General features: G+C 67.6%; 18 protein-coding genes and 1 tRNA gene. 6 read left to right on the top strand and 13 right to left on the bottom strand.

The window, feature by feature from the left end; translation table 11 throughout:
* Positions 1 to 254 precede the first annotated feature (254 nt).
* From FIU66_RS03615 to gatC, 5 genes are all read right to left on the bottom strand, one after another.
* Positions 255 to 329: transfer RNA gene (locus FIU66_RS03615), tRNA-Glu, on the bottom strand.
* A 136-nt stretch (positions 330 to 465) separates the two neighbouring features.
* The gene (locus FIU66_RS03610; RefSeq protein WP_255432326.1) at positions 466 to 1,131 is read right to left on the bottom strand and encodes an N-acetylmuramoyl-L-alanine amidase; all 666 of its coding nucleotides are present in this window, start codon (positions 1,129 to 1,131) and stop codon (positions 466 to 468) included.
* Positions 1,128 to 1,481, bottom strand: coding sequence for a hypothetical protein (locus tag FIU66_RS03605; protein ID WP_167621437.1), 354 nt, complete (start codon positions 1,479 to 1,481; stop codon positions 1,128 to 1,130). Before FIU66_RS03605 ends, FIU66_RS03610 begins: the two co-directional genes overlap by 4 nt.
* A 31-nt stretch (positions 1,482 to 1,512) precedes the next feature.
* A complete protein-coding gene (gatA, locus tag FIU66_RS03600; protein ID WP_167621436.1) occupies positions 1,513 to 2,994 on the bottom strand; it encodes an Asp-tRNA(Asn)/Glu-tRNA(Gln) amidotransferase subunit GatA in 1,482 nt (493 codons plus the stop codon).
* A complete protein-coding gene (gene gatC / locus FIU66_RS03595) occupies positions 2,991 to 3,278 on the bottom strand; it encodes an Asp-tRNA(Asn)/Glu-tRNA(Gln) amidotransferase subunit GatC (RefSeq protein ID WP_167621435.1) in 288 nt (95 codons plus the stop codon). Before gatC ends, gatA begins: the two co-directional genes overlap by 4 nt.
* 70 nt (positions 3,279 to 3,348) lie before the next feature.
* Here gatC and FIU66_RS03590 point away from each other — a divergent pair, with 70 nt between their 5' ends.
* Complete coding sequence (locus tag FIU66_RS03590) at positions 3,349 to 4,287, top strand: AEC family transporter (protein ID WP_167621434.1); 939 nt, start codon at positions 3,349 to 3,351, stop codon at positions 4,285 to 4,287.
* Here the strand turns inward: FIU66_RS03590 and FIU66_RS03585 are convergent, their stop codons facing one another.
* The 3 genes from FIU66_RS03585 to FIU66_RS03575 are packed head-to-tail and all read right to left on the bottom strand — an operon-like array spanning position 4,288 to position 7,651.
* The gene (locus tag FIU66_RS03585) at positions 4,288 to 4,599 is read right to left on the bottom strand and encodes a hypothetical protein (RefSeq protein ID WP_167621433.1); all 312 of its coding nucleotides are present in this window, start codon (positions 4,597 to 4,599) and stop codon (positions 4,288 to 4,290) included.
* Entirely contained in the window at positions 4,599 to 7,106 is a 2,508-nt protein-coding gene (gene ctaD, locus FIU66_RS03580) for a cytochrome c oxidase subunit I (protein WP_167621432.1), read from the bottom strand. Before ctaD ends, FIU66_RS03585 begins: the two co-directional genes overlap by 1 nt.
* Entirely contained in the window at positions 7,103 to 7,651 is a 549-nt protein-coding gene (locus FIU66_RS03575) for a cytochrome c oxidase subunit II (protein WP_240544726.1), read from the bottom strand. The genes ctaD and FIU66_RS03575 overlap by 4 nt, the downstream gene beginning before the upstream one ends.
* 141 nt (positions 7,652 to 7,792) lie before the next feature.
* Between FIU66_RS03575 and FIU66_RS03570 the strand changes: the two genes are divergently transcribed.
* Positions 7,793 to 8,314 carry a DUF2231 domain-containing protein gene (locus FIU66_RS03570; RefSeq protein ID WP_167621430.1) on the top strand — a complete coding sequence of 174 codons (522 nt, stop codon included), beginning with the start codon at positions 7,793 to 7,795 and terminating at the stop codon, positions 8,312 to 8,314.
* Here FIU66_RS03570 and FIU66_RS03565 read toward each other — a convergent pair.
* Both FIU66_RS03565 and FIU66_RS03560 read right to left on the bottom strand, forming a co-directional pair.
* On the bottom strand, positions 8,302 to 8,802 hold the full coding sequence (locus FIU66_RS03565) for a CopD family protein (protein WP_167621429.1): 501 nt from the start codon (positions 8,800 to 8,802) through the stop codon (positions 8,302 to 8,304). The genes FIU66_RS03570 and FIU66_RS03565 overlap by 13 nt on opposite strands.
* Positions 8,799 to 9,503, bottom strand: a complete 705-nt coding sequence (locus FIU66_RS03560) for a cytochrome c oxidase assembly protein (protein WP_167621428.1) — start codon at positions 9,501 to 9,503, stop codon at positions 8,799 to 8,801. The genes FIU66_RS03565 and FIU66_RS03560 overlap by 4 nt, the downstream gene beginning before the upstream one ends.
* 245 nt (positions 9,504 to 9,748) lie before the next feature.
* Here FIU66_RS03560 and FIU66_RS03555 point away from each other — a divergent pair, with 245 nt between their 5' ends.
* Positions 9,749 to 11,242, top strand: a complete 1,494-nt coding sequence (locus tag FIU66_RS03555; RefSeq protein WP_167621427.1) for a sensor histidine kinase — start codon at positions 9,749 to 9,751, stop codon at positions 11,240 to 11,242.
* A 12-nt stretch (positions 11,243 to 11,254) separates the two neighbouring features.
* Complete coding sequence (locus tag FIU66_RS03550; protein WP_167621426.1) at positions 11,255 to 11,611, top strand: response regulator; 357 nt, start codon at positions 11,255 to 11,257, stop codon at positions 11,609 to 11,611.
* Positions 11,612 to 11,676: 65 nt separating this feature from the next.
* On the opposite strand, the gene FIU66_RS03545 is transcribed toward FIU66_RS03550, so the two are convergent.
* From FIU66_RS03545 to FIU66_RS03535, 3 genes are read right to left on the bottom strand one after another with little or no spacing between them, the layout of a single operon-like run.
* Positions 11,677 to 12,510: an alpha/beta hydrolase gene (locus FIU66_RS03545; RefSeq protein WP_167621425.1), complete on the bottom strand. Its 834-nt coding sequence runs from the start codon at positions 12,508 to 12,510 to the stop codon at positions 11,677 to 11,679.
* A gap of 11 nt (positions 12,511 to 12,521) precedes the next feature.
* Entirely contained in the window at positions 12,522 to 13,988 is a 1,467-nt protein-coding gene (locus tag FIU66_RS03540; RefSeq protein ID WP_167621424.1) for an NAD-dependent succinate-semialdehyde dehydrogenase, read from the bottom strand.
* Positions 13,989 to 14,006: 18 nt separating this feature from the next.
* Entirely contained in the window at positions 14,007 to 15,206 is a 1,200-nt protein-coding gene (locus FIU66_RS03535; protein WP_167621423.1) for an iron-containing alcohol dehydrogenase, read from the bottom strand.
* A gap of 211 nt (positions 15,207 to 15,417) precedes the next feature.
* On the opposite strand from FIU66_RS03535, the gene FIU66_RS03530 reads away from it, so the two are divergent.
* A complete protein-coding gene (locus FIU66_RS03530) occupies positions 15,418 to 16,068 on the top strand; it encodes a GntR family transcriptional regulator (RefSeq protein WP_229849416.1) in 651 nt (216 codons plus the stop codon).
* 8 nt (positions 16,069 to 16,076) lie between these two features.
* Positions 16,077 to 17,633: a sugar ABC transporter ATP-binding protein gene (locus FIU66_RS03525; RefSeq protein WP_201281079.1), complete on the top strand. Its 1,557-nt coding sequence runs from the start codon at positions 16,077 to 16,079 to the stop codon at positions 17,631 to 17,633.
* The last annotated feature ends 26 nt before the right edge of the window (positions 17,634 to 17,659 follow it).

The raw sequence follows: 17,659 nt of genomic DNA, 5'->3' as shown, positions 1-17,659 counted from the left end.
GAACAAGGTCCGCGTGGAGGCAAGAGACCGAACTACACGACGGTACCAGACAATAAGCCGATGCCGCCCACAAGTAAGCCTGGCTCGACTTGGGTGCCGGTGAAGATCACGCCTACTAGCAGTCGCTAACAATTCTACTGTTCTGCTGTACTACGGCTTTTACAGGCCACAGAACAAAATAACCCTAGCCGTCGCCAGGTTATCGGCGGCGGCGCGCCGGCCCTTGCACAGATACAGTCAATTGAATGCGGAAGTGGCAGCCCGTAGGGGAGTCGAACCCCTCTTTTCAGGTTGAAAACCTGACGTCCTAACCGATAGACGAACGGGCCACTTTTTCGCGCTGCCCGTCTTTCCCGGGTGGCGTGGGGCGGTGTTTAGGCAAAGCTGCGGGGGGGTGCAAGCGGAAATTTCGGCTGCCGGACAAAAAACTTCGCGGGCCGGAATAGGCCGGTTTCGGACAGGTTGTCAGGCGCGAACAACGGGATGCTGCGCAGGCGCCGAAGCTGCCACGAAGGCCGCGCAACGGCGATCGGCCTCGTCCTGCGGGCCCTGCGCCCAGGGGCGGAAACGCAGGCGAAAGGCGGCCAGGCGGATGTCCTGGTCCACCTGCGGATAGCCGATGCGGTCCAGGCTGGGTGCCAGCGGCAGGTCGAACCCCTGCCCCGCCGGCAGCGCCAGGCCTTCGTGCGCAAGGCGGGTCCAGTCGAAGCGGGGACCGGGGTCGATCTTGCGGCCGGGGGCCATGTCGGAATGGCCGATCACGCTGCCGGGGCCAATCTGCCAGCGGGCCATGACCTGACGCAGCAGGCAGGCCAGCCCGTCCATCTGGCGCAGGGGAAAGGGGCGGTCGCCGGGATTGGCGATCTCGATCCCGATGGAGCGGGAATTGACGTCGTCGCGCCCTTGCCAGGACCCCGCACCCGCGTGCCAGGCCCGGCGATCCTCGGGGACCAGGGCCTCGGCACGGCCATCCTCATGGACCAGCCAATGTGCGCTGACCTCGGCCAAGGGATCGCACAGCCGCGCGCGCGCCTCGGCCGTGTCGGCCATGCCGGTATAGTGCAGCACGACCAGTTCGGGGCGTTGACCCCGGCGGTCGCCGTGGTTGGGGCTGGGAAAGCCCTCGCTCACAGCGGGGGCTGGTCGCCCGCCCGCATGGACTGGGGAACGATCACCACCGGGGCGTTCGCGCGCGGCGCAGGCGCAGTCTGGACCTTCTTGACCACGCGGACGCGGTTCACCCCCATCGTGGGCGGGATCGGCACGGGGCTCTGGCCAGCGATTTCGGCGGCGGTCGGGGCGTAGAAGGGGCGCGCGACGGGGATGGTCTGCGGCGGTTCGGCGGCCGTCACCAAGGCAGCCTCGCGCGCGGCGCGGTATTCGCCGTAGCGGGTCGGGCCGAAATTGTAGTTCGGGTTCCAGCCCAGGTGTTCGCCACAGCCGGCAAGCGCCAGCACCGAAAGGATCAGACAGCCGCGCATCACGCCTCCTGGATATGCCACTGGGGCGACCCTACCACCAGCGATCGGGCTTTGCCACAAATCCGGCGGCGCGTTCCAGGACAAGCGCGTGGTTCAGCAACTCGCCTTCCTCGAAGGGCTTGCCGAACATCTGCAGGCCCAGCGGCAGGCCCTGCTTGTCCAGACCCACGGGCACCGCGATCCCCGGCAGCCCAGCCAGGTTCAGCGTGACGGTGAAGACGTCGTTCAGATACATCTGCACCGGATCGCTGCTGTCCATTGCGCCGATGCCAAAGGCCGCGGTGGGCGTGGTCGGCGCCAGGATCGCGTCGATCCCCTGGGCAAAGGCGTTCTCGAAGTCGCGCTTGATCAAGGCGCGAACCTTGCGGGCGCGGTTGTAATAAGCGTCATAGAAGCCCGCCGACAGCACATAGGTGCCGATCATCACGCGGCGCTGAACCTCAAGCCCGAAGCCCTCGGCGCGGGTCTTTTCATACATCTCGGTGATGCCGTCGCCCTGACCCAGCTTCGCGCGGTGGCCATAGCGCACCCCGTCATAGCGGGCGAGGTTCGACGACGCCTCGGCAGGCGCGATCACGTAATAGGCGGGCAGCGCGTATTTCGTGTGCGGCAGGCTGATATCGACGATCTCGGCGCCGGCGTCGCGCAGCATCTCGGCGCCCTTGTGCCACAGCGCGTCGATTTCCGGGGGCATCCCTTCCACGCGGTATTCGCGCGGGATGCCGATGCGCTTGCCGCGGATGTCGCCGGTCAGCAGGGATTCGTAATCGGGAACGGCCACGTCGGCACTGGTCGAATCCTGCGGATCGACGGATGCCATCGCGCCCAGCATGATCGCCGCGTCGCGCACCGTCTTTGTCATCGGCCCGGCCTGGTCCAAGGACGATGCATAGGCGATCACGCCCCAGCGGCTGACCCTGCCATAGGTGGGCTTCAGCCCGACGATGCCGGTGAAGGCCGCAGGCTGGCGGATCGAGCCGCCGGTGTCCGTCCCGGTCGCCGCAAGGCACAGATCAGCCGCCACCGCCGCCGCCGACCCGCCCGAGGATCCGCCCGGCGTCAACTGCCGGTCGTCGACCTTCCAGGGGTTCACGGCGGGGCCGTAGCAGCTGGATTCGTTGGCCGAGCCCATCGCGAATTCATCCTGGTTCAGCTTGCCCAGCATCACCGCGCCCGCGTTCCACAGGTTCTGCGTCACGGTGGATTCATATTCCGGCCGGAAGCCTTGCAGGATCCGGCTTGCGGCCTGCGACGGCACGCCCTTGACGCAGAAGACGTCCTTGATGCCCAGGGGGATGCCCGTCAACGCCGTCGCATCGCCCGACTTGATCCGGGCGTCCGCTGCCTGCGCCATGTCGCGGGCCATGTCGGGCGTATGGTGGACAAAGGCGTTCAGCGCGCCTGCGGCGTCAATGGCCGAAAGGCAGGCCTCGGTCAGTTCGACGGCCGTGGTTTCGCCCTTGCGCAGCGCGTCGCGGGCGTCGGCGATGGTCAGGCTGTTCAGATCGGTCATTCCACCACCTTCGGCACGGCAAAGAAGCCCTCGCGCGCGTCGGGGGCGTTGGACAGGATCCTGTCGGCCATCTCTCCGGTGGTCACGACATCCTCGCGCCGCTTCAGGCGCATGGGGGTGACGCCCGTCATCGGCTCGACCCCGGTCACGTCCACTTCGTTCAGCTGTTCCATGAAATGCAGGATGCCGTTCAGTTCGCGCGCAAGCGCCGGCAGGGCGGCGTCATCGACCGCGATGCGCGCCAGATGCGCGACCTTGCGGGCCTGATCCTCGGTGATCGACATGGCGTTTCCTTTCGTTGGGCGCGGGTCTACAACCCCGGACGCGCCCCTGCAAGAACTGCGCAAAGGTCCGATGCAGCCGATCCTGTCCATCCTGCCCGTCATCGCGCTTGTGGCGCTTGGGCACCTGCTGCGCCGCTGGCGCATCATCGCCCCCGGAAGCTGGCCTGGGATCGAGCAGTTGGGCTTTCGCGTCCTGTTCCCGGCAATCCTGCTGGTCTCGATCTATCGCGCGGAACTGTCGGTCGGGGTGCTTGGCCGCTATCTTGGGGCGATGGCGGTGGCCTTCGCGCTGACGGGGGCGGTGGCGTTGCTGCTGCGCCGCCCGCTGGGGCTGGACAATCGGCGTGCGACATCGCTGTTCCAGGGGGCGCTGCGGTTCAATTCGCTTCTGATCCTGGCGGTGGCGGCGCAGGGGCTGGGACCGGCGGCGCTTGGCGATCTGGCGGTGGCGCTTGCCTTCCTGATCCCCGCCTTCAACATCGCTGCCATCGTGGCGCTGACCCTGCTGCCGGGGGCAGACGCAATCCGTCCCGGGCCAGGCTCTATGCGCCGGATCGGGTCCGAGATCGCGCGAAATCCCCTGGTCCTGGGATGTGCGGCGGGGCTTTTGCTGAACCTGTCAGGCGTGGCCCTGCCGGACTGGGCGATGTCGCCGCTGGACTGGCTGGGGCAAGGTGCGCTTGCCCTGGGCCTACTCAGCGTCGGCGCGGGGATCGAGTTGCGCCGCCTGTGGCAGACGGACGCCGCGATGTGGGCGGGCATCGCGCTGCGCCTGGCGCTGTGTCCGGCGATCTTCCTGGCCTGCGGGCTGATGCTGTCGCTGCCCGGCAGCCAAATCGCATCCGGGCTGCTGGCCACGGCGGCGCCCGGTGCCTCGGCCGGATACATCCTGGCGCGGCAGATGGGCGGCGATGCCGAGTTCTTTGCCGACATCTTCACCTGGCAGACGGTTCTGGCGGCGGCCAGCCTGCCCCTTTGGCTGGCGGCGGCGCAGATGGTGCAGCCCTGATCATCCGCAGGTCGAGGTCGCGATCACCGGAAACAGCGTGGCGGCACTTGCCACGGCGCCGATCCAGTTCCCGGCCCTGACCAGCATCGCCTGCCGCGCGTCGCCCGACACCCGGTTCCAGCGGATCAGGGCCGCGTGCAGCGCCAGCCCCAGAAGCCAGGCCCCGATCATCGCCAGCGGATGCAGCGCGCCCAGGGGCGTTTCACGATTCGGCCAGTCCAGGCCGCAGCCCAGCCCGTGCAGGCCATAGATCCCGGAAAACAGCGCCCCCCACAGGATCGGCCCAGCCAGCACCCGCGCCATCCAGATCATCAGCCGATCTCCTGCAGGGCGACGACACCAAGCGACAGGGCCGAGGTTCCCAGCCAGAAGGCCTGGAACAACTGCCAGACCGGCGCCGCCCCCCGCCGCATCGCCGAGGTCCGGCCCTGCCGCACATCCGCCAGGCTGCGCAACGCCAGCATCAGCGTGACGACGCCGTGGAAGCCCGCGTACCCCAGCAGGGCCGCGCGCAGCGCATCGCGTGCATGGCGGGTCGGATCGTCGAATTGCCAGGCCACCCCCGCCAGCAGCAGCAATGCCAGCCCCGCCGCCGCAACGCCGGCCAGGGCCGCCAGGCGGCCCGGCGGGGCGGCGCGCTGCGCCTCGGCCAGCAGGCTGGCAACCAGGCCCAGGCCCATCATCAGCAGGGCCGCGGCCCCGGTCAGCAGCACGGGCCAGCCCAGCCCGCTGTCGGGCGGGGGCCAGTTCGGCGCGATCACCGTCAGGAAGGCCACCCCGAACAGCAGCGAGGCGTAAAGCGTGGCATCCGCAACCAGCAGCGTCACCGTGCCGCTATAGGCCAGGGTGTTGCGCATCTGCCAGTGTTCGTGCAGCGCAAGGCCCGGCGCCACGGCCAGGGGTTCAGCGTCCCGCCTGCTGCCCATGAAGCCACCCCATTGCCAGGCGGCCCACAGGATCAGCAGGATCGCCAGCGGCGTTGCCCAGTAAAGCCCCGCCAGCATCAGCAGGAAGAAGCTGCCGATCGCCGCGGCCGTCCAGATCGGCAGGCGGGTGTTGCCCGGCAGCACGGCCACATGGTCCGGGCGGCCGGTGCCGGGTTCGGTCACCAAGACCTCGCGGCGGTCGCGGGGGGCGCCGGGCAGCAGCCCCTCGCCCCGCGCCAGGGGCAGCGTCACGCTTGCATCGTGGCGGCCCGGCCCGGCCAGCGAGGCGAAGTTGTAGGACGGCGCGGGCAGCGCCATCGCCCAGTCCATCGTCTGCGCCTTCCACGGGTTGCGGTGGCTGCGCCGCCCGAACAGCCACTGCATCGCGATGTCCAGCACGAACAGCGCAAAGCCCACCGACATGACCATCCCCCCGATGGACGAGACAAGGTTCAGCCATTCCCATTCGGGATTGTCGGGATAGCGGTCGACCCTGCGCGGCATCCCCAGAAGGCCCGTCAGGTGCATGATGAAGAAGGTACCGTGAAAGCCCAGGAAGATCAGCCAGAAGGCGGCCTCGCCCAGGGCCCGCACGCGAAAGCGTCCGCTGATCATCGGCATCCAGTAGGTGATCCCGGCCAGCATCGGAAAGACAAAGCCGCCGACCAGCACGTAATGCAGGTGCGCCACCACGAAATGCGTGTCATGGGCCTGCCAGTTGAAGGGCACCATCGCCAGCATCACACCGGTCAGGCCGCCCATCACGAAGGTCGCGAAGAAGCCGATGACATGCAGCATCGGCAGGCGCAGGTCCACCCTGCCCGCCCACATCGTCCCGATCCAGGCAAAGATCTGGACCGAGGTCGGCACCGCCACCAGGGCCGACGCGGCCGAGAAGAAGGCAAGCGCCATGTGCGGGATGCCCACCGTGAACATGTGATGCACCCAAAGCCCGAAGGACAGGAACACCAGCCCCACGATGGCTGCCACGATGGCGCCATAGCCCAGGATCCGCGTGCGGGCAAAGACCGGGATGATCGTGGACAGGACGCCCGCGGCGGGCAGGAAGATGATGTAGACCTCGGGGTGGCCGAACAGCCAGAACAGGTGCTGCCACAGCATCGGGTCGCCGCCGCGCAACACGTCGAAGAAGGGCCAGTCGAAGGCGCGTTCCAGTTCCAGCAGGATCGACCCCAGGATCAGCGGCGGAAAGCCCACCAGCATCATCGCGGCCGTCCCCAGCATGTACCAGCCCATCAGCGGCATCCGGGTCAGCGCCATACCCGCCGCGCGCAGGCGCAGGATCGTCACGATGATCTCGACCGCCGCAGCCATGGCCGAGATCTCGACGAAGGTCACGCCCAGCAGCCAGACATCGGCGCTGATGCCGGGGGTATAGGTCTTGCCCGACAAGGGCACATACATGAACCAGCCGCCGTCCGGGGCCACGCCGAACAGCAGCGAGGACAGGATGATGATCCCCCCGAACAGATAGCACCAGTAGCCAAGCGCCCCCAGCCGGGGAAAGGCCATGTCCCGCGCGCCCAGGATCTTGGGCAAAAGCCACATCGCCAGTCCTTCCAGCATGGGAATGGCGAACAGGAACATCATGATGCTGCCGTGCATCGTGAAGATCTGGTTATACAGCTGCGTGTCCAGGAAGGCCCCGTCGCGGGTCGCAAGCTGCGCGCGGATCAGCATCGCCAGCACGCCGCCGATCGAGAAGAACAGGAAGGACGTCGCCATGAAGCGCAGCCCGATCGTGCCGTGATTGACCGAGGCGACAGAGCCCCGCCAGCCCGGCAGGTCCGACCAGATCCGATCCATCTGCCGGTGCAGTGGCAGGGCCCTCTGGGGCGGGTTCGGCGCGATGGCGTGGGGATCTTCGGTCATGGAAGGCTTTCGGCGGAAACGAAGGGGGGCGGGTCGGCGGGGTCGTAGACCACCACCTCGAATCGCATGGCGGCGTGGCCGATGCCGCAGAACTCGGCGCACAGCCCTTCATGCGTGCCGGGCGCGTCGGCCATCAGGCGGTGGACGTTGCGGTGGCCGGGGATCGCGTCCATCTTGCCGCCAAGCTGCGGCACCCAGAAGGAATGGATCACGTCGCGGCTGGTCAGGACGATGTCGAAGGGCTGGCCTGCGGGGACATACAGCACGCCCTCGGTCTGGACCGGCCCGTCCGGTCCCGGCTGGACGAAGCGCCAACCCCATTGCTGCGCCTCGGCCTGGACCTGAAGGGTGCCGTCGTCGCGCGCGATGATCCGTTCCCCCGCGCGCAGAGCAAAGGCCAGAAGCACGGCCAAGACGGACATGCTGAAGCCCAGGCCCCACCAGATCGTCCAACGCCTCTCGTCCGAGGAACGCGGCCCGCGCCAGATGGCAAGCCCTGCCAGGGTCAGGACCAGGACCGTGATCAGCCCCGACCCGATCAGCATCGCCCACCACAGCGTGGCAATCTGCGCGGCGGCGGGCCCGGCCGGGGCCAGCGTGCTGACGGCGCCGTCGCAACCGGCCAGAAGGGGAACCGCAAGCCCGGCGCATGCCTTCCCCTTGCGCGAACCGAAAGGATGGTGCCGATGAGACCCAAGCGAACCTGGCAGCAACGCCGCAGGCTTTCCGACCCGATCGAGGAACATGCGGCCTTTGACGACACCGAATCCAAGTTTGCCATCGCGGGCCATCCGCTGCACGCGATGCTGATCACCTATCCCATCGCCCTGGCCTTCCTGACCTTTGGCGCCGACGCGATGTTCTGGTGGACGGGCGACGCCTTCTGGCCGCGCGCCGCCGTCTGGACGGCCGGCATCGGCTTCATCATGGGCGTCGTCGCGGGCATCAGCGGCACGGTGGAACTGCTGATCGTGCCCGGCATCCGCATCCGCGCGCCAAGCTGGACGCATTTCATCCTGGCCTGCACGCTGCTGTCGGTCCTGGGCGTGAACTGGGGTTATCGGCTGCCCGACCCGCAAGAAGCCGTGCTGCCGGTGGGCATCCTGATCTCGGCCCTGGGGCTCTTGATGACCACGATCACGGGCTGGCACGGCGGCAAGCTGGTCTTCGACTATCAGATCGGAACGCAGCAGGATCACGGCAACTGACCCCGCGGCTCCTGGACGATCTGGGGCATCAGCTCGACCACCCAGGTCAGGTCCGGCTTGGCCAGCACCAGCCACAGGATCGCCCCGATCGCGGGCAGGATCGCGGCCAGCGCAATGCCCGGATAGGGCATCCGGTATCCGCGCGCCGGATCGACGCCCTGCCCCCGGCGCTGCTGGCCCGACTGCTCGATCAGGTGGCCGATCCAGGCATGGGCCATCGCCATCACGCTGACAAAGGCCAGCTTGGCGATCAGCCACAGGTCGAACACTTCGGCCGCGAAGATCAGGGCCGTGCCCGCAACCACGGCAATGACGGCGGCCGGCGTGGCAAAGGCGACATAGCCGTAATGCGTCAACAGCCGGAACTCGGAATAGCGGACCTGCCGCTGCGCGTGGCCATAGCTGATCAGCAACAGCGGCAGCGCAACAAGCCCGGCGCACCAGCACAGCATGGCGGCGATGTGGATGGCCTTCAGCGCCGCGATCATGCCGCGAAATCCCGCTGCCAGCCGCGCCGCAGCATCCAGCCCGCGAAAGCCGCCATCGGCAGGAAACCGGGCACCCAGAGGATCAGCCCGGCCAGCCGCTGGTCGTCAAGCGCGCCAAGGCCCCAGGCAGCAGCGCCGTCCACGTGCTGGATGTAAAGCACCCCAGGCGCAAAGGTCAGCACGGCGCCCAGCATTCCCATCAGACCCGCAAGGCCGATCGTCAGGAAGCTGTCGCCCACCGCCGCCCGGCGCGGTCCGGTCAGCACCGACGACCAGAAGGCCCAGGCAGGCAGGAACAACGCCCCCTGCATCAGCCAGTAGACGGCATCCGACCGCCAGATCGCGTCGTAAACCGGCGGCAGATGCCAGGCGACCATCGCCAGGGCCATGCCCGCCCCGCCAGCCTGGGCCGTCACCCGGCGGGCAAGGGGCCAGGCTAGGGCCAGGGCGGGCGCCGCGACCCCCGCCAGAAGGATGTGGTGCAGCGCCCTGGCCGAGAACAGCGACACAGTCAGCGCGCAAAGCGGCGAGACGAAGGCCACCGCAAGCGCCAGAACGGCGATCAGCCCGGCCTTGCCGGACCCGCGCCGCCACAAGGCCGCCGCCAGCAGCGCCAGACCGGCAAGCACCACGGGATCAGGATTCCACGCCGCCCATATCTCGTCAGGCGCAGCGCCCGGCCCGCAATAGGGTTGGCTCATGGATCCCTCTCTTTCCCATCAGGCGACAGCGTGCCGCAGCGTGCAAGCGACGCTGTCCAGCACAAGCCCAGAACGACAATACCCAAAACCGCCCCCGGGTTTCGTCGGAAAAGCAATGCGGCCATGGAACGTCTGCCCTTTGGCGCATCATATCGGCCCTGCAGCGCGCCCGTCAGGCCGTGACGGATTGACGCCCGGCCGACTTTCGCCGCAAGTGACCTGCATCGAGGAAGCCGAGGACCAGCATGACCCCCCTGAACGCGCCCGGTGCCGATCCCTTCTATTTCCTGGGCCATGACGGTCCGGTGGCAAGGCTGGTGAAGGACTTCCCCTGGGGCACGACCTGCCTGGGCCGGGTCGAGACCTGGCCGCAGTCGCTCAAGACGGCGACCGCGCTGTTGATCCATTCGCCCGTGCCCATGGTGATGCTGTGGGGCGAACAGGGCGTGATGATCTACAACGACGCTTATTCGGTCTTCGCCGGCCATCGCCACCCCGCGCTGCTGGGGTCGAACGTGCGCGAAGGCTGGCCCGAGGTCGCGGACTTCAACGACAATGTCATGAAGGTGGGCCTGGCCGGGCAAACGCTGGCCTATCAGGACCAGGAACTGACGCTGCATCGGAAAGGCTATCCCGAACAGGTCTGGATGAACCTGGATTATTCCCCCGTGCTGGATGAAACCGGCAGGCCCGCCGGCGTCATTGCGGTCGTGATCGAGACGACCGAGCGCGTCCTGGCCGAACGCCGCAACCGCCAGGAGTTCCAGCGGCTGCAAAGCCTGTTCGCCCAGGCACCCACCTTCATGGCAATGGTCAGCGGGCCCGACCATCGCTTCACCCTGGTCAACCCGGAATACAACAAGCTGATCGGCAACCGCGACGTGATCGGGATGCCGGTCCGCGAGGCTTTGCCCGAAGTGACCGAGCAAGGCTTCTTCGACCTGCTGGACCATGTCTTTACCACGGGCGAGGCGATAACCCGGACCTCGCTGCGCGTCCTGCTGCGATGGCGGGACCAGGGGCCGCTGGAAGAACGCTTCGTGGATTTCGTGTATCAGCCCATCCGGGACCAGGACGGCACGGTCGCCCATATCTTCGTCCAGGGCTCGGACGTGACCGAGCGGGTGCGGGCGGAAAACCACCAGCGGCTGCTGATCAACGAGTTGAACCACCGCGTCAAGAACAGCCTTGCGGCCGTGCAGTCCATCGTGACCCAGACCCTGCGCCACGCCACGGATCCCGGCCAGGCCGCACAGGCGATCACGGCCCGCATCATGGCGCTGTCGGCCGCCCATAACGTGCTGACGCAAGAAAGCTGGGACAGCGCCGACCTGCGCACCCTGGCCCAGGCAGCGATCCGCCCGTTCCAGGCGCCGGACCGCAACACCATCGAACTTGAAGGGCCGGACATGCGGGTCGGCCCCTATGCGGCCATTTCCATCGCGCTTGCCCTGCACGAACTTGGCACCAACGCCGTCAAATACGGCGCCCTGTCGGTGCCGGGCGGAACCGTCCTGGTGCGTTGGAACGTCAGCGGGCAATCCGTTTTCACCCTGGAATGGATCGAAACGGGCGGACCGGTCGTTACCAAGGGCGACTACCGTGGTTTCGGCTCGCGCCTGATCCTGCAAGTCCTGCCAGACCAGTTGCAGGGAAAGGCGGAAGTGGACTTCCGGCCCACGGGCATCGTGTTCAAACTGACTGCGGCGGTCGAGGCGATCAGCGACCACGCAGCCTGAGCGGAGACCGGCATGGCGCGTATCCTGATCGTCGAGGACGAGATCCTGATCGCCATGCTGCTCGAGGATATCGTGACCGATCTTGGCCACGACCCGGTCGGCCCGATGATGCGCCTGCAGACCGCCCTGGACGCGGCCGAGCGCGAGGAAATCGACTTTGCCATCCTCGACATCAACCTGGCCGGGCAGCAGTCCTTTCCGGTCGCAGACCGCCTGATGCGGCGCGGCATCCCCTTCATCTTTGCCAGCGGCTATGGCCGGGCCGGCCTGACCGAGGCCTATTCGGCGGTCCCCGTCCTGCAAAAGCCCTATGACGCCGCGCAGATCGCCCGCGCGATCCCCCCGCACTCCGCCGGCCAAAGCCGCTAAGGCCGCAAGGTTAGAACCAGCTATCGTTCCACAAAGCTGCCTAGGCGGGATCGTCCCCCGCCGCCTCAGGAAGTGGCGACCATCCCTGACAGCAGTCGTCCCAGCGGCGATGCGGGGTCGCCCAGCGACAGCACGATGTCGAGGTGGTTCAACCCGCGTTCGGTGCGCAGGTCCACCGCCGCGCCCTTGGCTTGAAGCAAGGCGGCCATGGCCGAGGCCTGCTGGTGAAAGGGCCGGGTCTCCTTCTCGCCGCAGGTGACGATCCGGCGCGGGCCAGGGTCGTGGCGGGAGGTAAGCGGAGACCAGGCCAGGGCTTCCTGGGGCGTCATCTTCGCCTCGTCCTTCAGGAAGCTGTCCGGGATGCCCGACAGGTCATAGATTCCGCTGACCAGCAGCAAGCCGCGCAGCGGTGGAAGGGGCGGACAATCTTCTTCGCCCGTGCCGCATCCGGCCAGATAGCAGGCCAGATGTGCGCCGGCGGAATGGCCGCTGACCGTCAGCCGCGCGGGATCGGCGCCCAGGGCGGGCGCCATTCCGACAAGATGCCGGGCCGCCGCGCGGACCTGCCCGACAATGGCATCCAGCCGCATGCCGGGCATCAGGTCATAGGTCACGATCGCGGCAATGCCCCCTGCCGCAAGGACCGGGCCTGCGACAAGGTGATGGACCTCCTTGCTGCCCGACCGCCAATAGCCCCCGTGGATGAACAGGTGCAGCGGCGCGCCGGGTTGCGGATCCTGGGGCAGGAGGATGTCCATCCGCTCGCGCGGTCCCGCGCCATAGGCGATGTCGGGCTGCATCCGGGTCCGTGCGGCCAAGGCCCGTGAACGGGCCGCGGTTTCTTCGATGATCGCGTCGAAGTCCGGGATGAAATCGCGGTTGCGATACAGATCCTGCATCACGCCACCGTTCAGAAAGCGACCGCGAAATACTTCGGCTCCATGAACTCGAGTATCCCGGTCACGCCCCCCTCGCGCCCCAGCCCGCTTTGCTTGGCGCCGCCGAAGGGTGCGGCCGGGTCGGACATCAGGCCGCGGTTGATCGCGATCATCCCCGCCTCGATGCCCTTGCCGACCCGCAGCGCACGGGAAAGATCGCCCGAATAGACATAGGCCGCCAGCCCGTATTCCGTTGCATTGGCCAGCCGGATCGCCTGTTCCTCGGTCTCGAAGCGGTAGACGGGCGCGACGGGGCCGAAAATCTCCTCATGCGCGATGGCGGCATCGGGGCTGACATTGTCCAGCACCGTCGGCGGGAAATAGTAACCTGAACCCGGCAGCGCGGCGCCCCCGGTGGTGACGCGGGCGCCAAGCGACACCGCCTCCTGGACCAGACGTCCGATCTTCTGGACGGCCCTTGTCGTGATCATCGGCCCGACCTGGGTGGCGGGATCGGTGCCGGGGCCGACCTTCAGCGCGGCCATGCGTTCCGTCAGCCCCGCGACAAAGGCGTCATGGATGCCCGACTGGACGTAGAAGCGGTTGGCGGCGGTGCAGGCCTCGCCCGCGTTTCGCATCTTGGCGACCATGGCGCCGTTCAGGGCCGCGTCCAGGTCGGCGTCGTCGAAGACCACGAAAGGCGCATTGCCGCCCAGTTCCATCGAACAGGACACGACGCTTTTCGCCGCCTCGGCCAGCAGCACGCGGCCAACGCCGGTCGAGCCGGTGAAGGACAGCTTGCGCACGCGCGGATCGGCCAGCATCGCATTGGTGACAGGCGCGGGCTGGCTGGTCGTCAGGACGTTGACCACGCCCGGCGGCACGCCCGCCTCGGCCCCCAGGCGAGCCATGGCATAGGCCGTCAACGGCGTCTCGCTGGCGGGCTTCAGGATCACCGTGCAGCCGGCGGCAAGCGCGGGACCGATCTTGCGCGTGGCCATGGCGGCGGGAAAGTTCCAGGGCGTGATAAGCACGGCAATGCCGATGGGGTCGTGATCGACAAGGATGTGATTCGCCCCCGACGGCGCATGGCGGAACTCGCCCGCGATGCGGACGGCTTCTTCTGCATACCAGCGGAAGAACTCGGCCGCATAGGCGACCTCGCCCCGCGCGTCGGGCAGCGCCTTGCCGTTTTCCAGCGAGATCAGCTGGGCCAGTTCCTCGGCATGATCGGTCATCAGGTGGAACCAGCGGCGCAGGATCTCGGACCGCTGGCGGGCGGGGGTCGCCCGCCAGCCTGCGGCGGCAGCCTCGGCCGCATCCACGGCGCGCAGGGCATCGGCGACCGTCGCGTCCGGCACCTCGGCCAAGGTTTCGGCTGTCGAGGGATTGACCACCGGAATGCCGCCGCCGGGCAGCCATTCGCCGCCGATAAAAAGTCCGGCCGCGTGAAGGCCCGGATCGGCGAAATCCGCAGGGTGCAGGGTATCAAGGCTCATGTCGGATCCTTTCGGGGCTTACTGGATGATGCGGGCGTCGCCGGAAAAGGCGGCGTGCAGCAGTCGGGTCATGTCGGCGCGGCTGATGGGCCGGGGATTGTTCTGGATCAGCCGCTCGATCCCGCAGGACTGATCGGCCACCCAGCCGATCTGATCCTCGGGCAGGCCCAGGCCGGACAGGGTTTCCGGTATCCCGATGCGGGAAAACAGCGACCGGACTGCGGGGATCACCTCGTCCGCCGAGGCAAGGCCCATGGCGTCGGCGATCTGCGCCAGTTCGGTAGAGATGGCCGGGCGGTTCCATTCCATGACCCAGGGCATCAGGCAGGCCACCCCTGCCCCATGCGCGGTGTGGGTCAGCGCGCCCACCGGATACTGGATCGCATGGGCGGCCGCCGTGCCCGCGACACCGAAGGCCAGGCCCGCAAACAGCGCGCCCTGCATCACCTGGGCGCGGGCATCGGCATCCGCGCCCGTCCGGCAGGCGCGTTCCAGCCCCTGCCACAACAGGCGGATCGCCGTCAGGGCGAACTGGTCGGACAGCGCGTTCTTGCCCACGAAGACCCGTTCCTGGGTCAACATGGGCGTGACGGGGCGGCGGATGGCGGTAAACGCCTCGATGGCATGGGTCAGGGCATCGGCCCCGGCAATGGCCGTCAGGCCGGGCGGGCAGGTCAGCGTCAGGTCCGGATCGCAGATCGCCACCGTCGGCACCAGATGCGGGCTGGAGATCCCGACCTTGAGGCTGCGCGCCGAATCGGACAGGACGGCGACCGGCGTCACCTCGGATCCGGTGCCCGCCGTGGTGGGCATCGCGATCAGCGGAAGGATCGGCCCCGGCACCTTCAACTCTCCATAGTAATCCTGCGGCTGCCCCCCATGCGTCAGCAGCAGAGCCACGCATTTCGCCATGTCGAGACAGGATCCGCCGCCGATCCCGATGACCAGATCGGGCGCAAAGCCGCGCGCGGCCTGGCTGGCGGCCAGGGCGCTGTCCACCGGCACGTCAGGCAGTGTTCCGCTTTCGACCTGCACCGCCAGCCCGTGATCCCGCAGATCGGCGAGCATTGCTTGGAACTGGGATTCGTCAGCCAGACGGGCATCGGTGACGACCAGGGCACGCTGGCCCAGCCCCGCCGCGACCTGCCCGAGAACCTGCCGCTGCCCCGGGCCAAAGATGATCTCTCGCGGCGGCCTGATCGTGCCGAAATGCGCCATTCTGTTCCTCTCCCGTTTTTATGTGCCGCTTCGATCGGGGGTTCGGACAGGCGGGCACCATAACATCGACGCCTTGCCCGGACCGCCAGGATCATATCGTATATGATATTGTATTTGACATCCGATCCGATCTTTGTAAACCATCGTCTTGCAAACAGCGCAGATGCGGGGTGCGGGATTGGGAAGCGCAGCGGAAAGCCAGGGTATTCAGATGGTCAGGCCGGCCAGCATTGTGGATGGCGTCTATGACAGCATCTACGAACGCATCATGTCGCTGGACATTGCGCCTGGCGCACGCATTCCCGTTGATGTCGTCGCCCGCGACCTGGGCGTGTCCCAGACCCCCGTCCGCGAGGCCCTGTCGCGGCTTGAACGCGAAGGGCTGGTTCGCAAGGCCCACCTGATCGGCTACAGCGCCGCGCCGCAACTGTCGCGCAAGGCCTTCGAGGATCTGTTTGCCTTCCGCCTGCTGCTTGAACCGGAATGCGCCCGGATCGCCACGCAGAACCTGACCCCGGCCAGCCTGCGCGAGCTTGAGGAAGCCGCAGCAGACATGGGTCATGGAGAGGCTCCGGTGGACCGGACCAGCCGCTATTCCCGCTTTGCCCGTGCCGATGCCCATTTCCACGACGCGATCCTGAAGGTCGCCGGGAACGAGGTGATCCGCCAGGCCCTTGCCGACCAGCACGTGCATCTGCACCTGTTCCGCCTGATGTTCCACAGCCGCGTCACGCAGGAAGCGCTTCAGGAACATGAAAACCTTTTGTCGGCCTTCCGGGCGGGCGACGCTGCGCGGGCGCAGGCGGCGATGCACGAACATATCTCGCGGTCGCGCGACCGGTTGATGCTGGCCTTCGAATGAGCGCGACGATGACCAGGGCAAACGTCTATTCCGCCCAGCCCGCGCTTCGGGCCGAGGGGCTGGGAAAGACCTATGGTGCGGTCACGGTCCTGTCCGACGTCACGCTGGACATCCATCCGGGCGAGGTTCACGCCATCATCGGAGAGAATGGCGCGGGCAAGTCCACCCTGATGAAGCTGCTGTCGGGCCATGTCGCGCCCACGGCCGGGCGGATGCTGATGGGGGGATCCGCGGCAGAGTTTCCCGACGCCGCCGCGGCCGAGGCGGCGGGCGTGGTGCTGGTGCATCAGGAAATCCTGCTGGCCCCCGACCTGACCGTCGCGGAAAACCTGTTCCTGGGCCGCGAACTGACACGCGGGCCGATGGTGGACGACCGCGCCATGAACCGCCGCACGGCCGAGATCCTGGCCTCGATCGGGGCGCATTGCCATCCGCGCGACCGCGTGGGCTCCCTGCCCCTGGCCCAGCGCCAGCTGGTGCAGATCGCGCGGGCGCTGCTGGAGCCTCGGACCGTCGTGATCTTCGACGAACCCACTGCCGTTCTCGCCAATGACGAGGTTGCGGCCCTGCTGGACGTGGTGCGCGGCCTTCGGGCGCGGGGCGCTGCGGTTCTTTACATCTCGCACCGCCTGGACGAGGTCGAGGCTCTGGCCGACCGCGTGACCGTCCTGCGCGACGGCCGCATGATCGGCACCTGGCCCGCCGCCGGGCTGACGCAGCGCGCCATGGCTGACCTGATGGTGGGCCGGGAACTGGGCACGCTTTACCCGCCCAAGCGGACCCTGCCCGCAGTGGAACCCCAGCTTGTGATCGACGCCCTGTCCGTCGATCACGGCGCGGTCGAGGCCAGCCTGGCCCTGCGCCCCGGCGAGGTGTTGGGCATCGGGGGCATGATCGGATCCGGCCGGACCGAGCTGTTCGAGGGGCTGATGGGACTTCGCCCCTCGCAGGCTGCGCGGATCACGCTGGGCGGGCACGAGGTCACGCATCGCAGCGTGCGCGACTGGCAGGCGGCGGGGCTGGTCTATCTAACCGAAGATCGCAAGGGCAAGGGGCTGCTTCTGGACGAGCCCCTCGCCACCAACCTGACCCTTCAGGCCCTGGACAGCGTGCATCCCGGCACCCGGCTTGACCATGCAGGCGAAGATCGCGCCCTTGATCGCGCCGTGGACGCCTATGACATCCGCGTGCGCAACCGCCACCTTTCGGCGGGCCAGCTTTCGGGCGGCAACCAGCAGAAGCTGCTTCTGGCCAAGGTGATGCTGACCGACCCGGCCGTTGTCATCATCGACGAACCGACGCGCGGCATCGACATCGGCAACAAGAGCCAGATCTATGATTTCATCGACCGGCTGGTGCGGGCGGGCAAGGCGGTGATCGTCATCTCGTCCGAACTGCCCGAACTGGTCGGCCTGTCGGACCGGGTCCTGGTGATGCGCGGGGGGCGCATCGTCGCGGAACTGACGGGGGACGCGATCACCGAACAGAACGTCGTCTATGCCGCGACCAGCGGCGAGGGACATGAAGCCGAGCCGCAGGGCCGTGCGGCACAGACATACGCCTGAACCGAAACGTCAGGGGGAGGAGACCC

The organism is Paracoccus sp. AK26 (assembly GCF_011801365.1).
Lineage (GTDB): Bacteria > Pseudomonadota > Alphaproteobacteria > Rhodobacterales > Rhodobacteraceae > Paracoccus > Paracoccus aerius.
The sequence above is the reverse complement of the archived record's forward strand: the minus strand, read 5'-3'. Positions and strand labels throughout refer to the sequence as shown.